A 15,542-nucleotide genomic window follows, 5' to 3' on the forward strand; every position below is an offset into this window, starting at 1 on the left:
GGTTCACCCTCCGCAATGCTCTGCCTTCCGTGCTCTAGAACTCGACATCCTCGTCGTAGAGCTCGGGCTCGGGCCCTGTGATTACATAAGGCTGTTCACCTTGAACCTCGGCCGCCTCGCTGCTCTTCACATCGCACAGATCATTCAGCGGCGCGTCCTCGCCGCCGCCCGTCTGGTGATATTCCAAGGCCGCGGCCTTGCTGCCCTGGCGCGATGCAGCGGCATCGCGGTCCTCGAGCATCTGCTTGGCCTCGGCAGCGGCGGGATTCATTTCCTTGCCAGCCGCCGCGAGTTTGTCTTCGTAACCCTTAGCGTTGAGCAGGCGTGCACCGTAGGCGTCCTCGATGCCGGCAACCAAGGCACCTGCGCTGAACTCCTGCGGGTTACGGTAGTCATAGTCGAAGTTGTCGCGGGAATCCTCGCCGCTGACAGGATAGACGCGGACGGGCGATTCAGTTTTGAAGCTCGCCGTGAAGGGCTTACCGGACTGTGCATAGGGCAACTGTCTGTCCGTGAGGAACTTGCTCACGATCATGCCGCCGAGGTCTTGGTTGCCGACCATGGTGTGGGGAGGCAGCTTGCACAGCAGGAAGTTCTTATCGGGTCCGTCCTCAACGGGAACGGTCTTGACCTTCATATCGCAGGGCGCGAAGGTGAGTCCCGTGTATTTGTAGTTCGCGCTGCGCTGTAGCTCCGGCTTAGCGGCTTCCTTGCCCTGATAGGCCGCCGACACAGCGGCGGCCAAGTCACTCGGCATGATTGCCGCATCGCCCTCACCGGGATAGTCGATGCGTTGATTCTGCTCATCGTACTTGAAGAAGCGCACGTCGCGATCGGAGCGAAATCCGTACTTGACTGCCTTTCCGGCATCCTTGACCTGCTTCATGAACTCACGGGCGGGCATGGAGACCTTCATGCCGGAAAGGTCCTTATCCCCGACAACGGTACCCTTCGGCATCGTCATGTTGATGCGCAGGCGCTCGTTGCCGTTGCGATCCGTATACGGCTTCACGCGGACGTCCTTGTTCTCGAAGCTGATATTGATGTACTCGGGCTTCTTCGACTCGGGTTCGTCTACCATATCCTTCTCCTTTTCCTTTTTATTCTTCTTCTCTTTATCTTTGTTCTCCTTGCCCTTTTCCTCATCCCGCCCGTGGGTTTCAACAGCCTTCGACTCGGCGGGTTCCACCTCGCGAGCAACCACCTCGTCGCGGACGTCTTTGCGCCTGGATGCGGCATCGACTTCCGACTGAACCAAGTCGCCCAGACTCATCGTCTTACCCGTAGGTTTCCTGACGGTCTCGATATGGATGCCGCCGTAGCCGTCCTCCAAGGCGCGGTCGACCATGCTCTCGAGTTTCATTCGCATCTCGCTTCCCTCGGGAAGGGACTTGATGGCCTCCTGCACGCTGATCGCCGCATTTTTGAAGCCAGCGATGACCTTCTCGCAATCGGGGGCGACATCGACTTTCTCGACACCCTTTACGGGATGCTCCTTGCGGTCGAGTGCGACCTCGCTGCGGACGATGTCGATGATGTCGTGATACCCGTAGTCGAGCTGTCCGCTGATTCGCGGCCTGACCCCGCAATCCCTGAGAAAGGACCTGAACTGAGCAAGGGTATGCTCGGTAAGGCTGCCGCTGGGGACGAGCTCGTACTGGGCGGCATCCAGCTCAAGCGCCGTCTCGATGGCGGCGCGGTAGAAGGAGTCCTCGAGGTTGCCCCTATAGCCCCAGAAGCTATCGACCACAGGTCCGCAGACGATCACCGCATCCAGATCGGGGTCGATGGAGCGCTGGTTGCGTTCGGCCTGCATGGACGCGAGCTCAACGCAACTTTCGAGGGAGCCGTCCGTGAGCCGGATCGCCTGCTCATTGCCGCTCAATGCAGCGAGCTCCATCTCTCGGCGGCAGGACGGTACGGCGGCGGTACTGTAGCCCATCTCCGCAAGGGCGCCTGCGGTGAGATTGCCGAGCGTGTTGGTATTCGGGCCGTGCAGGTTGATGACCAAGGCCATGGTGGCTCCCATCGTTCTTACATTCGTATTGATTCAAAGTATGGAAGCCTAGGAACGGGCGACGAGATAATGGGACGGAAGTAGAAGATAGGAAACCGGTCTTGATAATCTTCCGCCGAAAACATAAAGGGGCGCACCCGCAAATCGGGTACGCCCCTTTATCAATCCAGCCAAACCCTAGTAGTTCGCGAGATGTTCCGCGGCATCGAGCATCGGCAAGCCCACGCCCTCCATGCCGTATCTCATCGATTCGGACACCTCGGTCTTCTCATCGCAAAGCGAATCGATGCTCTGCTCGCGTGCGGCCGCCTTGTCGGGATCCATATACGGCTCGGTCGCCACGGACACGACCAGCTCGGCGAGCTCGCGGTTCTCATCAATCGCAGTCGGCAGTGCGACATTCTCGATATCGCCCTCGAACCCATCGGGACGGAAAGGCTCCAAGATAACCGAGTCGTAATCCTCCGTACTTCGGGTGCTGTTCGGGCGATAGAAATAGCAGGACTCACCCTCGACTGTCACCGTTCCTTCGATGAAGTTGTCGTCGTTGGTGCTATCGATCTCGACTTGAATATCCGGCACGCCCGTGCGGATGCATTCCTCCGCCCGCGCCCGATCGGCGTTGAGGGTACGTTCCTCGGGTTCGATGCCGAAACGATCCGCCATGATGTCGAGAAGCTCGGGGACGGACTGCGTGCTGATGACGTCGCTGCCGGACAGGAGCATAGCCAGGCTGCCGAGGTCGACATCGTTGGAGCAGTCCCGCTCGGCAGAGTCGATAAAGGTTGGCTGAAAGGCGATGGGGTCGACAACAGGCCCGCTATAGGGGATGTCGGCTACGTTCTCGAATCCATGGAACAGCTTCTCGTAGGCAAGCTCGGATGGGAAGACGCTGAGGACGCACGTGTCGCGGTCATGAAGGTCGAGCGGGTCGTATTCGGTGGTCGTGACGAGGAGGTTGAACTCGGGGAAATAGCTCACTGTCTCACTCGACGTGAGCTTGTCGAGCAGCTCCTTGGCGTCCGCCCCGACCGGACGCTCCGATATCTCGGAAAGCGGCTTGCCGTGGGACAGCTCAAAACTCTCCCGATTCGACATCAGGTGTTTTTGGTAATAAGAGACGCGACGTACCATATCGGGAATGCTGCCGGCAGTGATGGTCGAACTCCACGAGAACAGGCGGGACAGCATATCGATTCGGCGGTCGTGGAAGGTGAATCCATCGGAATCCTGCTCGTATGAATCGATGATGGCGATGGCCTTATCCCGCCCGTCCTTGAAAACAAAGTCGGATACATAGTCGCAGCCCTTGAAGAACTCACCGCTGGAGATCTCGGATGCCGTGACGTTGAAGATGGCTGTCTCCCTGCTCATCGGCTCACGGAACAGGGCGGGGCTGGAAGTGACTGCGAGAAGGTTGAACTCAGGGAAGAACGTCATGCTGTTCTCCTTGACGAGCATCTCGAGAAGCTGATTCTTGTCCTGGAAGCCATGGACTCTATACATAGCTACTCTCCGATTTCCGAATTATCGTGATTCTTATCTTCTAGACCGCGGTCTTCCGCATCGACATCCTGTGCCATAGAGGCGACCTCGCGGCGATTCTCGCACATATCGTCCAAGCTCTCACCGACCCCGACAATCCCGTCGGCGAACCGCTGGCAAAACCCGTGCGCATCATCGAGGTCGGCGCAGAAGTGTCCGTAGCCGCAGACATGCCCATCGGTGAGAACCTTCACATCGAACCGCGCCCCCTGGTCATAGGCGAACGAATCCTCCTTGACCTCGGTAATCTGGAATTCGGTCTTCACGCCATCATGTACCATGATGTACTCCTCGGCGGGCATATCGAGTGCCTTCTCGGCAAAACGCGGGCGGGAGCACATCTCGGGGTTGTCCCACAGGTCATGGATGAACGCGTTCTCATCTCCCTCTCGGTAGACGAAGCCCATCGTCTCGAAGCCGGCCTCCGGCAGGTGGAACCCATCATCCACTTGATGACACGAATAGAGTTCCTCGCCCTTATCGGTCAGCTGGCGCATCTCCACGCAGGCGCGACCGTCATGGTGCGCACCGGTCACGAACAGCGACCCGTTCTCATCCCACATGCCATCGATTTCGCAGTCGGCGAAGATGTTGTCCCCGCCGTGCCAGCTCTCAGACGTATCGACCGCTTTCTCGAAGTTCTCGTAGACGGTGATTCCGCCGCGCGGACCATTATAGAGACCGTTGCTGCCCTTGACGAGGATGGAATTCCCCCAGCTATCATTGGTTTTTTCAGATTGGTTGACGCGGCCGGTGCCGAAGAGCTTCCCGAGCTGTTCATGTACCTCGCAGTAGTCATCGCCGACCATCTGGTCGAATACGGTGCGCTGTTTGGGTGCAAGCTCGGCATGTTTCTCGATGGCACGGCCATTTTCCACGTCGAAGCCCATCTTCTCAAGAGCCGATGCGATGTACTTGCATTCACGCGCCTCATTGGCAAGTGTCGCGCAATATGTCTCGCTGCAAATCTCGACATCGTAGAAGTTTATGAGTGCCTCGATTTCGCTGTCTTCAAGTACTTGCCCCAGCGCGTCCATATTCTTCTCGCAGGCCTCCGTCAGGTCGTCCGCGCGGGCATCCGACAACCTGCGCCCGTTCTCCTTGAAAAACGCTGTCTGAACCTCCTCGGTGCTGGCACCGTCGGCGTATCTATAGTAGCCCTCGGCCGTTGCATACGCCGCATTGGCGAGGTCGATCTTATCCACATCGATATCGTTGAGCTTGGAGAAGGACAGCGTCACCTTCTTGTCCCCACGGCTCAAATCGACCTCGATAGTATCGCCGGAGCTTCGTACGGAGCAATCAACGGCATTGATGATCTCAATCGGATCTTCCGCAGTGATGAACAGCTCGACATCGGAGCTGACACCCTCAAGGTCATATCGGCTGGCACCCTCGAGCCAATCGATGATATCGTCGATGTTGTCGCGGGCATCTTCGAGCAGGCTCTCGTTGCTGACGGCCTCGAGGTGCCCATATCCGTTGAAGCGGTAGCAGTCGGCATCCGACTCAACGTGGCGGCTCTCGCTGAGAGCGGTCTCCACGTCCCAGCCGCAGAGCTTAGCGGCTTCCTCCACGGAATCATACGTATCGAAATGGCCGTACTGGTTTGCGGTATCATACGCTTTCGCGCAGTCCAGCAAATCGCTATCGCTTGCCTCGTTGAGCAGGTAGTCTTTCAAACCGATGATAGCCGTATGTGCTACGAACCCTTCCTCATCCGCATATCCCCCTGCTTTTCCTCGTTCTTATCCTTCTTTTTATTTTTCTTCTTCTTATTCTTCTTATCCGTGTAGCTCGGTAGCGCCTTATGCGCCTACCGAGCTACACACCAAGCCGAACCGTCAACGGTTTGCGTCCCCACGCTCCCCAAGATCCTCTTCGGCATCAAGCGAAGCTTCTTCGGTCTTCGCACTAACAAGCTCATCGAGCGACTCAGTGGCCTCGGGCTGCGCCTCGAGCTCGGCAAGGGCATCATCGACCTTCAACTCAACCTCCAGAAGCGTGAGCATCGAAGGCATGGTGAGTGTCTCATCGCCGAAAACCTTCTCAACCGCCTCGCTGGGCACATCGAAGAGGTAGCCGTCCTCATCGCGGAGCGTATCGACACCGGCGGGAGCAAGTTCGTGGAACGTCAGAAGGGTCGGCGGTTCGCTGAGGACCTTACACGCAAGGGCTCCGCCGCACTCACCCCAGTCTGCACCATCGCGTGTAAAGGGGTGCTCATCGGGGATTGTATCGGCATCGCTGAGAAGGAAATAATCCCGTTCCCCCTCGGCACCGTACATGCGCTGCACGGCGAAAAACACCTGGCACTCCGAAGGTCGCTTTCCCCGATCGTCCATGGGAAACATAATGTCATCCAATGCAGCGAAGCATGCATCGATGATGGCATGCTGAACTGTCTCATCGTCCTCCGGATATTTGCTTCGAATCTCACCCCCGAAGGGCATGAAATCGTCCATCTTGTTCTCAATCTGACTCATAGCAGGTCCTTTCAAAGCGGTTTACCGCTTCCATACTCGATGTTTGCCGTCCACTGGCGCAGCAACGGGACAGAAGTAGCCCCACACCGCCAAGGCACCCAACTGCCTACTCGCCCTCTGTGAGCTTGCTTGGCATGATCGTCAGCAGTACCGCGCCGCCGCACTTGAATTTGATTTTCACGGGTGCCTGCAGGTCGTCGATATTCCAGATGGCAATCCCGCACGCAGTCTGCCCCGGTTCGACCTCGACCGACTCGGGGTTCCGATAGTTGCCCTCATCATCGTACAAAGCCCCGAATTGCAGGGTATCTCCATTTTGCGACGCAGACAGCATATCGATTGGCGAGATGATCATCTTGGTGTCTGAATTGTTCGTCAGCAGCAGGTCGCAGACGAGTACCTTCTGCGCTCCGAGAGAACCGGACGAGGTTCCCGTCTCCGTTGAGGAATTGACCTCCCAAGACCCGCGTCCCAGGCGATATCCGACAACGCTGATATTCACCGAGGAATCACCCAGTTCCGCACTCGCAGATTGAATGGTGTTTGATTGACCGCTCTGTATGCTTGCTCCGCAGCCAGCGAGACCCGCACCAAAACCGAAAACGGCGACAGCCGTCATTGCGGAAACGATAATTCGCTTCATGTCTTCATCCTGTCTATCTCGAAAGCCGCTTGGGGTACGGCCTATGACACAATGATAGCACGGCGATAAATTGCAGAAAGATTATCGGCTCGCCGTCGGAAATGCCCACAAGATCCATCGCTAGGCGAAGTAGGTGAGAACCAAGCCGAGAACCAGACCCGTCAGGTTGCAGACACAATGCGCGATGATGCTCGAGCTGATCCCGTCGCGCTGACTGAGACCGCCCAAGACCAAGGCGCAGACAAGGGCATATGCCGACTGCACGACATTGAAATGGAAGCAGGCGAACAGCACGGCTTGGATGAGGTTCGCAACCCAGAACGGCAAGCCGCACCGCTCCAATGCCGCCAGCGAGACGCCGCGAAAGCACAGCTCCTCCGCAACCGGATCGATAACGCAAAGCCGTAGCAGATAGGGGAGTGTGATGGCGACCGTCGCCGCAGTATCGATTTTAGAGACTATCGCGATAGTGCCGATTGAGACGGCTTGCAGCAAGACCCCGGCACTGACAGCGGAAAGCACGGCAACGACCCCGAGACGGTTGAATCCAAGTCCGAAAGACCGGTACAGCCATGCCATGGCCGCAAGTGCGACCAGCGATGAAACGGCATGCGCGATATCCTCGGGCAGACCCGCCGAAAGGGTCATCAGCCCCGCGCCGAGAAGCGAGACATCGAACAGCGCGGGCGCGATGAAGGCAAAGCGCAGATGGATACCGTTACCCTCGGACTCGGCTTCGACTTGGTTCACGCGAGCCTCCTTGCAAACAGATGCCTGCCGATGGCGCGGATGCCCTTCATGCCGGCAAGGATGCCGCCCGCCACGACTGCCGTACCCGCGACAAGTGCGACGACCCCGAGGGCGACCGCGCAGGCATCGATTGGCACCTCGTCCTCGAGGACTTTCTGTGCGATATAGCCGGAGAACCCCAGAGACCCCAGGCATGAGAGTCCCGCCATGATGGCATCGCGCTCCGTGCCGTTCCATGATTCGGTGCGAGGGCGAATGGAGAACAGAAACCCGTTCGCCAAATTGGCGAAGTCGCCGACATCAAGCCCGTTCGTCTCGAACAGGGGGCGGACGAGCCGAAACGCCTCGCCGTTATCCACATGTCTGCCGCAATCGGGCTTCCTGAGCACGATTACCGTGACCTCATTCGCTCTACCCATTGCACCCCTCGTGTCGCGGCACCCTAATTCACCGTTCATTTCCGTTTCCCCTTCTCATCGAACACGAACTCGACCTTGCCCGACTTATCTGCAGCCAGCTTGAGCTTCGCACTGAATTCCTTACCGGTTTTCGACTTGAACCCCGAGATCTTCCCGGTCGTACCGCCCTCGAGTAGCTTGCCCAACTGAGCCGCCGTCAGCTTCTTTCCCGCCACGCTCTTCCAAATCTCGAATCCGCACCCTTCGGTTTGGACCCATTTGCCGCACTTATCGCGCTTCCCCTTGTTGGAGGAGCAGCTACACGTCTTGGCCTTGGAGCCGCGGTCGATGACGTCTGCACCGCATCGCGGGCATTTCCCGACGACCTTGGACCCAACGGGTCCCAAGCTGCCGAGCTTCTCGCCGTTTTTCTTCATGACCTCGATATCGTGGACAACCATATCGGTGACGGAGTTCACCACATCGTTTGCATCCAACTCGAACCTGCCGACAGCCTCCATCTGGTTGAAGAGCCTCTCGGTTGCTTCAGGCGACGCTATCTGACATCCTCCGAGCAATTTGTAGGACACCGCGCCGCAATCGGTGAGGGACAGCGTGCCCTTCTTCTCCCTCATGAGGGCGCGGTCCTCGTCCTTGGTGATCTCGGCGAGCGTGCTGGTTCGCGTGGCACCCGTGCCTACGTTGTACTTCTCGAGGCGCTTCGTGAGCCATTTCATGGTCGGCTTCTGCGGGCGCTTATTGGCGCCTTCGAAACAGAAAGGCGTGGCGGTCTTGCCGAATTCGGCGGTATTTTCCTTCTCGGCACCCTCCTGGGCTTCCTCCTGCGATGCATCGGAATCGAAAATCGCCTTGAATCCCCGCGACAGCGGTATCTGCGTCGAGCCCGTGAACTCGGGAAAATCGGCAACGTGTGCCTTCACGAGTTCATACTCATAGTCCTCCGCGAGCATCGACAAATAGTTCTTGGCGAGCACGACGTAGATATCGCGGGCGCACTTGCCATATGCATCGAGCGCGGCGAGGGCAGCGGGGACGTTCGGACCGGGTCGGTTGGCACCGTGAGCGCCGCCCTCCTTGACGTGTGTCTTGCGGGCGGTCCTGTGGGAGCAGATGTCTGGATCGACCCCGACGACCGCGCAGATCCTGTCCACGAGGGGCAACAGTTCGTTGAACTGCTCGGGCGTGATCTGCTTGTCCTCGGTACGCGGATAGCTGACCACCTGGTCCTCATACATTTTCTGGTAGCAGGCCAAGACATCGGCGGGCTTGTGTCCGCGGCGGGCGAGGATGCCCGATAGCCCCGCAAGGTCGAGCAGCTTGCCGGGTGCGGTATGCTTCTTCGCCCTCGAGTCCTCGACCACGGCCGACTCATGGAGCGCGGCCAGATCGACCTTCTCGGCGCTATCGAAACGCCACTCATCCCCGTCCTCGTAGGTACGCGCGAAGACATTCCCGTTCTCGTCGCGGAATCGCGCCTCGAAGAACGGTTTCTTGACATAGCCGTTGTACACCTCGAGCTGGTCGCCCGTGAGCTTCACCATGACGGATTTCAGGCGCCCCTCGCGCACGACCGTATGAAACCCGTGGTCGCGGGCGATGCAGGTCGCGGCACGCACGAACTGCATAGATGCGAGGTCCCAGCGCTCACGCACGTGGGCCTTGACGAAGTCTCCGTCCTCCTCCATGGCCCCGAGCATCTTACGGCCCTTGAAGGCCTTCTGGACGCTCGCGGGAGCCTCGTCGGTGAAGTACATGCGGCTCGTCTTGCCGTGCCAACCGCACTTCTCGAGCGCCTCCCATGCCAAAAGCTCACCCTCGCCGGAAGGGTCCACATCGGTCGCGATGCAGACCTCGTCCACCCCGGCAAGCTCCCGCTTCAACTCGGAAATGACATCGGAGCAGCCTTTGAGCACGCCTTTCTTCCAAGCGAATTGTCCGAGGTCCCAGGGCAACCCTTCCAGCGACCATTTCTGCATGGCTTCGGACTGCTCGGCAGGCACCTGCTTGTCGGGCGGGAGCAGCCCCATGACATGACCTCGGAGGGCGCAGATTTTATACTGCGACCCGCCATGGGTTCCAGAAGTCCCATCAAGGGCCTTAGCGAAGTTGCGCTTAGCACTTGGCTTCTCTGCGAGTATGAGAATCATCGAGGCTCCTTTCAGAAGGCAGTTGGGCGGTCTTGGAGGTTTTGTTTTTCCAAGCAGCGTCGATTTCCCTAGCTTTCAGCACGGAGCGCAGCATCGGCCCCTCATCGCTTCCCATGAGCCAGTCACAGGGCACACCGAGAACGAGGGCCAGCCGCAGGATGCATTCGTAGTTCGGAAGCCGCGTCCCCGACAGGTACTTCTTGAAGGAGTCCTTGCTGATGCCGCAGACGCGACCGAGCTGGTACAGGTTTTCGTAACCGCACGCCTCGGCGGCCCTGCGCAGGCGCACCTTGAAACGGGCTTTGCGCAGGGCGACCGTGCGGTCGGTATCGGGATCGACCGCGACCATGGCTATCAGCCGCCGAGGGCTGCGCGGGCGAGCTGCGTCGATTTAGCTAGGGTCATGGCAACTACGCCACAGCAGGCGATAATTTTGACGAGCGTATGGGCGACATTCCCGATGCCGCTCAGGCCGGTTCCGATATCGCCGACGACAGACACGACCAGATAGGGGAACATGTAGAGGACCACGACCATTACGACGCCGGCGAGACAAAGCGAGAGGAACTGTCGGAGGTATCCCCATCCCCAGCTGCGGGTCTCATCGAAGCCCATGAGGGCAAACGGGATGGGTGCGAACATGGCGGTGAGGTAGATCTCGATGGCGCGGCCGATCATCATGGCGTACGAGATGACCAGGGTGAACTGTGCGACTATATAGGCAATGGCGACTTCGAGCAGGATGACCAGGCTTTCGATGATATTGCCGTCTTCGGGGAAGACGATAAGGTTGTCCTTGCTCCACCAGTCGGTACCGGCATTGGCCCCAAGCGAGCTGGCGGACGTGCTAGCGGTCTTGATGATTTCCAAGACGATGGAGTACAGGTCTTTGACGATTCCGACGCCGTTGCGGACCATGTACATCATGACGGCGCACCAGACGAACAGTGCGACGACCTCGCGGACCGAGGGCATCATGCCGCCGCCTTGGTCCATCTTCTTGGCAATCTTGAGGAGCTGGAGCAGCATGCCCATGGCGAGAAGGGTGGCGGCGACTGGTTTGATGGCGCTGTCGGACACGTTGGTGACCAGGGCGGCGAGGTTAATTTTTCCGCTCGTATTTCCCAAGAGATGGTCAAAGTCGCAGAGCAAGTCCGACGCCGAGACGCAATTCTTTATATCGCCCAGCGTGCATTTGAGCATGAGGTTGGCAATAGGTTGGACTAAGGTTCCGTTGAGGAACTTCATGATGCCCTGACCGATGGCCTCGGTCCAAGAGCCGATCATTTCCCCGACCTTGTTGACCAAGTCATCCAAGCCGAAAGCCGCGGCGCAATGCGGGGTCAGCAGCATGAACAGCAGCATGATTCCGAGCGCCAGCGCGAAAGACGCGCCCGCACGTCTGGCCGATGGGGACTTGATGCCATCGAGCTTGCACTCAACAGACTTTGCGACCGCGACGAGATGATGCTTCGCCTTGTTGAGGACGCCTTCATTGCGGGCGTAATCGAGGGCTTCGACCCTGATGGCGGCTACGTCCATCATTGGACATCGACCTCCTCGAACTCATGGGTGTCGGTGTGGTAGATGACGAGAATGCTCGGCAGGGAATCCTCGGCTGCGTTCGTGGCGTTCTTGATGCCAAACGTCAGGGTGCAGGTGGACTCGTTGAAGTTCTCGATGACCGTGCCGTCCCACGTCAGCTCGGTCGTGGTGGAATGGTTTGCGAGCAGGTATTCGATAACGGAGCGCTTGAACTCCTTGGTGCGGCCGTCGATGGCCTTTTTGAAGTTATCGCCCTCGATGCCGTTGAATTTGGCGCTCTCGGCGCAACGGTTGTTCGAATAGCCGTTCTCATTGTGGAACATATCGCACTTGAGCTCGAAATAGGTGTCGTTGCCCTCGCCGGTGAGTGCAGCGGGATCGACCCTGCTGAGGGTCATTATGTGGTCGTTGCCGGACGCGTCGATTACGGAGAAGACCTCCCAGCTTAAAGCTCCCGTCTGGTCGCCGGCGATGGTATCCACCGCAGTGATTGCAAAGGTCTGGACCTGCTTTTTGGTCTTCTTGACCGAGTCCTTGGACTCTCCGTAAGACTCGGTGATGATGCCGTCCTTGATCGTCATCGAACCGCTGCCGTCATTTGCCGCCCATTTCGAATTCTCGATCTGCTCGACGATTTGCTTGGTGGCCTGATCGTAGTCTCTGATGGCGGAGCGCTGTCGTTCGGTCAGCTCGGTTTTGGAATCGGCGGCATCCCCCTTATGAGATGGTTGCTCGCTTTTCTGCTCTAACTGCTCCTGCGCATCGGCTGGGGCGTCGTTCCCGCCGCCCTTCGCGACGCAAGACGTGATACCGTTCATTGCGATGAACAACACGATGCCCGCTGCGACCGCGACGACCGCCGTGTTGTTCTTGAGGAACTCCATGAATTTATCCATCCTGTCTCCTTTCCAGTCTGAGGTTTATTTCGAAAGGTCGATTCCGCCGATCCAGCCCCACTTGCAGCCGGTACCGGCGCCGTAGAATCTGATGAAGGTATCGAGCGATTTGACCGTGATGGGGCCCTCGTTGCTCATGACCCTGTTGTTGCCGATGTAGATGCCGACGTGTCCGTACGTGAGTCCGGGAGCACCGGTACCCGGGTGGGAGACATCGGCGATAATCATGCCCACCTTGAGCTCCGACCTATTGGAGCTATGGCACCAGGACCGGCACATATCGCAGGCGTTGCCGCCGAAATAGCCCACTCCCGCCGCGCGGAAGACATTGGTGACCCAGGCGGCACACCAGCCCTGTCCGGGAGACGGGGTGGCATAAGCCATGTTGACGACGGTCTGCTGGCGGGCCGATGCACCCGCAATCTGCGGGGCGCCCGTCCCGTTGCCATGGTCTCCATCGCCGTCCGACGGGTTCGTAAGCAGCTCGTAATACCTGTCGGCGGCTTCATAGCGCACCTTCAGGCGCGGGATTCCCGCCCCTTCCCAGCCGTAACAGAATTGCCTGACGGCATCCTTCAGGTCGGTGGATGCCAAGAAGGCCCGCTTGCTTCCCGAGACCAAGGTTCCCCCGACGGGATCGAGCGAACGGTTTTCCGAGCCATCGGGGCCGTGCTCGGACCTGATGGTATAGGCGCGGCTCCAATATCCCCAGCTGTCGTGGTCCCAGAAAAAATCGAGCTGGACTTGAACCTCCGTCCAGGACTTGCCGACGGACTTTGCATAGTTCACGAGATTCGTGTGGCGACCATTCGTCCATTGGCAAAGTCCGATGCCGTTGGCGTTCGTGCCGCCGCCTTCCTCCGATCCCGGATTCATGCCGCTCTCGGCGTACATGTTTCCCATGATGGCGGCGATTTGCAGGTCATCGAGCCCCTTCTCCCTGAAGAACGATGCGACCTGCGATTCCACTTCGTTCATTCCCTGAACCTCCTGATCGGCGCTGCCGCCGGATAGAGCCAGCAAAAGGATTAGTACGGGAACGGCGGCGAGGATGAGCATCCCGAAAGTCGAGCCGCCGATAGCGGTCGCAAGGGAGCCGACTGCTCCGGCGACAGCGGCGGCAAGTGACTTCAGGAGGGCTTGGAGTGCCGCGACGGCATGCTGCGCTGCCGCCTTGAGGCCGGCGGTGAGCTTGCCGATGAGCGCGGCCTTCTGCTCGGCCTCGACGGCCTCGCCCGCCGCAGCCTTCGCCCTGGCGATCGACATGGAGCGGCGCTGCATCGATTTAGAGAAGGCGGCACGCTGCCCGTCCTCCGCCACCCGCGCAGCCTTCTTCTCGGCCTGCGACATGAGCTGCGACTTGCTGCCGCCCTTGGCTTTGGCTCGGGCTGCCTTGAAGTCCTGAGCCTTGCCGCGCACATAGCGTCCGGCGCGTACCGCCTCGTCCGCCTTCTCGACCCCGTCGAGACTGCCTTCCTCATCGAACGCGAAAACCGCCGACTTGGCGGCCTCGGCGGACGAGGAGAAGAAGCCCCGCGCCCCGGCTTGCTTTCCGGCGGCCCTGCTGGCCCTGATAGAGCGGCCGGCGGAGACTGCGGCGCGGGCAGTAGAGCGGATGGCCGTGCCGGACACGGAATCGTCCCCGATGGATGCGACGGCTGAATTCACCAAGGCGTTTGCCGCAGCGGATTTGAATTTCGCGGCGGTCTTGGCGCGTTGCTCGGCTTTGGTGATAAATGCCGAGGCTTCCCTGTGGGCCGCGACCATATCATCGGAGGCCGCCCGGACGTGCTCCTTCTCGGCGACCACCTTTTGCGCGGCAGCGCGGACGCTATCGGGGGCATCGGCGACATTGGATACGGTACCCGTCGCATCGCCATGGTTGTCCCCGCCGCGGGGCTTACCGATACGCGCGGCGGTTCCACCCGCGCCATCGCGCTCCGCCTGGGTCATGAATCCGAAGTCACGGGAATCAGATACCCCGGCTCGCTCGATGCCGTTGGCGCATTTTCCGAGTCCGTCCTTGAAGCCCTCGGCTCTCGATGCGGAATCGGAAAATGCGGATGCCTGGACGCCCGAGTTCCATCCCGAGGCGTCGAGCGTCTCCAAGGCGTCCTTCTCGGCAGCAGCGAAGTCCTGCTTAGCCTGCAAATAGGCGGCCCTCGAGTTATCCAGGTTTTCCTGAATCTTCTTGCTGAGGTGTACGTCGCTCGCTTTGCCGCCGGTGAACATATCGGCAGATGCCCACGATGCGGATGAACCCTGGTGCGATCCAAAACCGATTGCCTCCGATACGGCTTCGGTTTTTTCCTCCGCGCCGCCCGTGTTGGCAGCCATAGGGGAGCCGCCGCCAAAAGGTTGCTGACCTCCCTGCATAGGTGCCGAACTCTGCCCCGCACCGCTCACGGACTTGGAAAATCCCGCCACGCCCGCATCATACGCGCCGGAGAAGGCATCGCGTGAATCGGCCTGCACGGACACGGCAGCGCCATCGATGAAATCTCGGGAGCCGGCGATACCGGCCGCATCGATGCCGTCGAAAGAGGTCATCATGTTTCGCTGCGCGGCGGCGGCACGGTCGGCACCGCCCGCAAACTGGGTGGCAGTACCTTGCTGCTCCATGCGGGAGGTAATGGAGCTGGGGATCTGTTGGATTGGCTGCGCGGCAATCGGGGCGGCAGGACCCTGAGATGCCGCAGCAACGAAACCCTGTTCCACGCCGCCTGTTTGATGGTTAGTCCCCATCACGCCGGCGCTATAGGCACTAGGAACAGCATCGCGGATAACAGTCGATACCGCGCTGGGCGTGCTTGCCGCATCGGCGCTAGCGGAATATCCAGAACTGGCCACATCGACATGGCGGTAGAAATTTGCGCCAGCCCCGGCTGTGCGTTGCAAGGCATCGTCATATACCGCCGCAGCCTGCCGCTGGCGCTCTGCTGCAGAGGACATGCTCGCCGTGCTGCCATCTTTCAGGTTAGACGAGGAACTTGCGTTTCCATATTTGGAATCGTCTGGCAAGATGTCCTCCTTCCAAAATCATTTGGGTTACGGCCTCGAAGTATCGACCCGGCACTCGGTAATAGACGGGCAG

General features: G+C 59.3%; 12 protein-coding genes. All 12 read right to left on the bottom strand.

Annotation, left to right across the window (positions count from 1 at the left end):
- Positions 1-34: 34 nt before the first annotated feature.
- The 12 genes from DWZ01_RS07580 to DWZ01_RS10735 all read right to left on the bottom strand — a co-directional run bounded on the left by DWZ01_RS07580 (position 35) and on the right by DWZ01_RS10735 (position 15,400).
- Complete coding sequence (locus DWZ01_RS07580) at positions 35-2,017, bottom strand: hypothetical protein (protein WP_117848535.1); 1,983 nt, start codon at positions 2,015-2,017, stop codon at positions 35-37.
- A 177-nt stretch (positions 2,018-2,194) separates the two neighbouring features.
- Complete coding sequence (locus DWZ01_RS07585; RefSeq protein WP_117848536.1) at positions 2,195-3,523, bottom strand: hypothetical protein; 1,329 nt, start codon at positions 3,521-3,523, stop codon at positions 2,195-2,197.
- 2 nt (positions 3,524-3,525) lie between these two features.
- Entirely contained in the window at positions 3,526-5,244 is a 1,719-nt protein-coding gene (locus DWZ01_RS07590; RefSeq protein ID WP_117848537.1) for a hypothetical protein, read from the bottom strand.
- Positions 5,245-5,406: 162 nt separating this feature from the next.
- Complete coding sequence (locus tag DWZ01_RS07595) at positions 5,407-6,048, bottom strand: hypothetical protein (protein ID WP_117758853.1); 642 nt, start codon at positions 6,046-6,048, stop codon at positions 5,407-5,409.
- A 106-nt stretch (positions 6,049-6,154) separates the two neighbouring features.
- The gene (locus tag DWZ01_RS07600; protein WP_117848538.1) at positions 6,155-6,691 is read right to left on the bottom strand and encodes a DUF5067 domain-containing protein; all 537 of its coding nucleotides are present in this window, start codon (positions 6,689-6,691) and stop codon (positions 6,155-6,157) included.
- A gap of 120 nt (positions 6,692-6,811) precedes the next feature.
- Positions 6,812-7,441: a CPBP family intramembrane glutamic endopeptidase gene (locus DWZ01_RS07605; protein WP_158557013.1), complete on the bottom strand. Its 630-nt coding sequence runs from the start codon at positions 7,439-7,441 to the stop codon at positions 6,812-6,814.
- Positions 7,438-7,860, bottom strand: coding sequence for a hypothetical protein (locus tag DWZ01_RS10730; protein WP_158557014.1), 423 nt, complete (start codon positions 7,858-7,860; stop codon positions 7,438-7,440). Before DWZ01_RS10730 ends, DWZ01_RS07605 begins: the two co-directional genes overlap by 4 nt.
- Positions 7,861-7,895: 35 nt before the next feature.
- The gene (locus DWZ01_RS07610; RefSeq protein WP_117848540.1) at positions 7,896-10,007 is read right to left on the bottom strand and encodes a DNA topoisomerase; all 2,112 of its coding nucleotides are present in this window, start codon (positions 10,005-10,007) and stop codon (positions 7,896-7,898) included.
- Positions 9,973-10,356 (bottom strand): helix-turn-helix domain-containing protein, encoded by a 384-nt coding sequence (locus DWZ01_RS07615; RefSeq protein WP_117848541.1) that lies wholly within the window; start codon positions 10,354-10,356, stop codon positions 9,973-9,975. The genes DWZ01_RS07610 and DWZ01_RS07615 overlap by 35 nt, the downstream gene beginning before the upstream one ends.
- 5 nt (positions 10,357-10,361) lie before the next feature.
- Positions 10,362-11,552, bottom strand: coding sequence for a type IV secretion system protein (locus DWZ01_RS07620; RefSeq protein WP_117848542.1), 1,191 nt, complete (start codon positions 11,550-11,552; stop codon positions 10,362-10,364).
- A complete protein-coding gene (locus tag DWZ01_RS07625) occupies positions 11,549-12,448 on the bottom strand; it encodes a hypothetical protein (protein WP_117848543.1) in 900 nt (299 codons plus the stop codon). The genes DWZ01_RS07620 and DWZ01_RS07625 overlap by 4 nt, the downstream gene beginning before the upstream one ends.
- A gap of 24 nt (positions 12,449-12,472) precedes the next feature.
- Complete coding sequence (locus DWZ01_RS10735; RefSeq protein WP_199412414.1) at positions 12,473-15,400, bottom strand: phage tail tip lysozyme; 2,928 nt, start codon at positions 15,398-15,400, stop codon at positions 12,473-12,475.
- Positions 15,401-15,542 lie beyond the last annotated feature (142 nt).

Source organism: Collinsella sp. AF28-5AC (assembly GCF_003457875.1).
In the GTDB taxonomy this organism is placed as follows: Bacteria; Actinomycetota; Coriobacteriia; order Coriobacteriales; family Coriobacteriaceae; genus Collinsella.

Excerpts from the sequence above, each read along its gene's own strand:
- DWZ01_RS07580 (WP_117848535.1), bottom strand. The coding sequence starts at position 2,017 with ATGGCCTTGGTCATCAACCTGCACGGCCCGAATACCAACACGCTCGGC.
- DWZ01_RS07585 (WP_117848536.1), bottom strand. The coding sequence starts at position 3,523 with ATGTATAGAGTCCATGGCTTCCAGGACAAGAATCAGCTTCTCGAGATG.
- DWZ01_RS07595 (WP_117758853.1), bottom strand. The coding sequence starts at position 6,048 with ATGAGTCAGATTGAGAACAAGATGGACGATTTCATGCCCTTCGGGGGT.
- DWZ01_RS07600 (WP_117848538.1), bottom strand. The coding sequence starts at position 6,691 with ATGAAGCGAATTATCGTTTCCGCAATGACGGCTGTCGCCGTTTTCGGT.
- DWZ01_RS10730 (WP_158557014.1), bottom strand. The coding sequence starts at position 7,860 with ATGGGTAGAGCGAATGAGGTCACGGTAATCGTGCTCAGGAAGCCCGAT.
- DWZ01_RS07610 (WP_117848540.1), bottom strand. The coding sequence starts at position 10,007 with ATGATTCTCATACTCGCAGAGAAGCCAAGTGCTAAGCGCAACTTCGCT.
- DWZ01_RS07615 (WP_117848541.1), bottom strand. The coding sequence starts at position 10,356 with ATGGTCGCGGTCGATCCCGATACCGACCGCACGGTCGCCCTGCGCAAA.
- DWZ01_RS07620 (WP_117848542.1), bottom strand. The coding sequence starts at position 11,552 with ATGATGGACGTAGCCGCCATCAGGGTCGAAGCCCTCGATTACGCCCGC.
- DWZ01_RS07625 (WP_117848543.1), bottom strand. The coding sequence starts at position 12,448 with ATGGATAAATTCATGGAGTTCCTCAAGAACAACACGGCGGTCGTCGCG.
- DWZ01_RS10735 (WP_199412414.1), bottom strand. The coding sequence starts at position 15,400 with ATGTCCTCTGCAGCAGAGCGCCAGCGGCAGGCTGCGGCGGTATATGAC.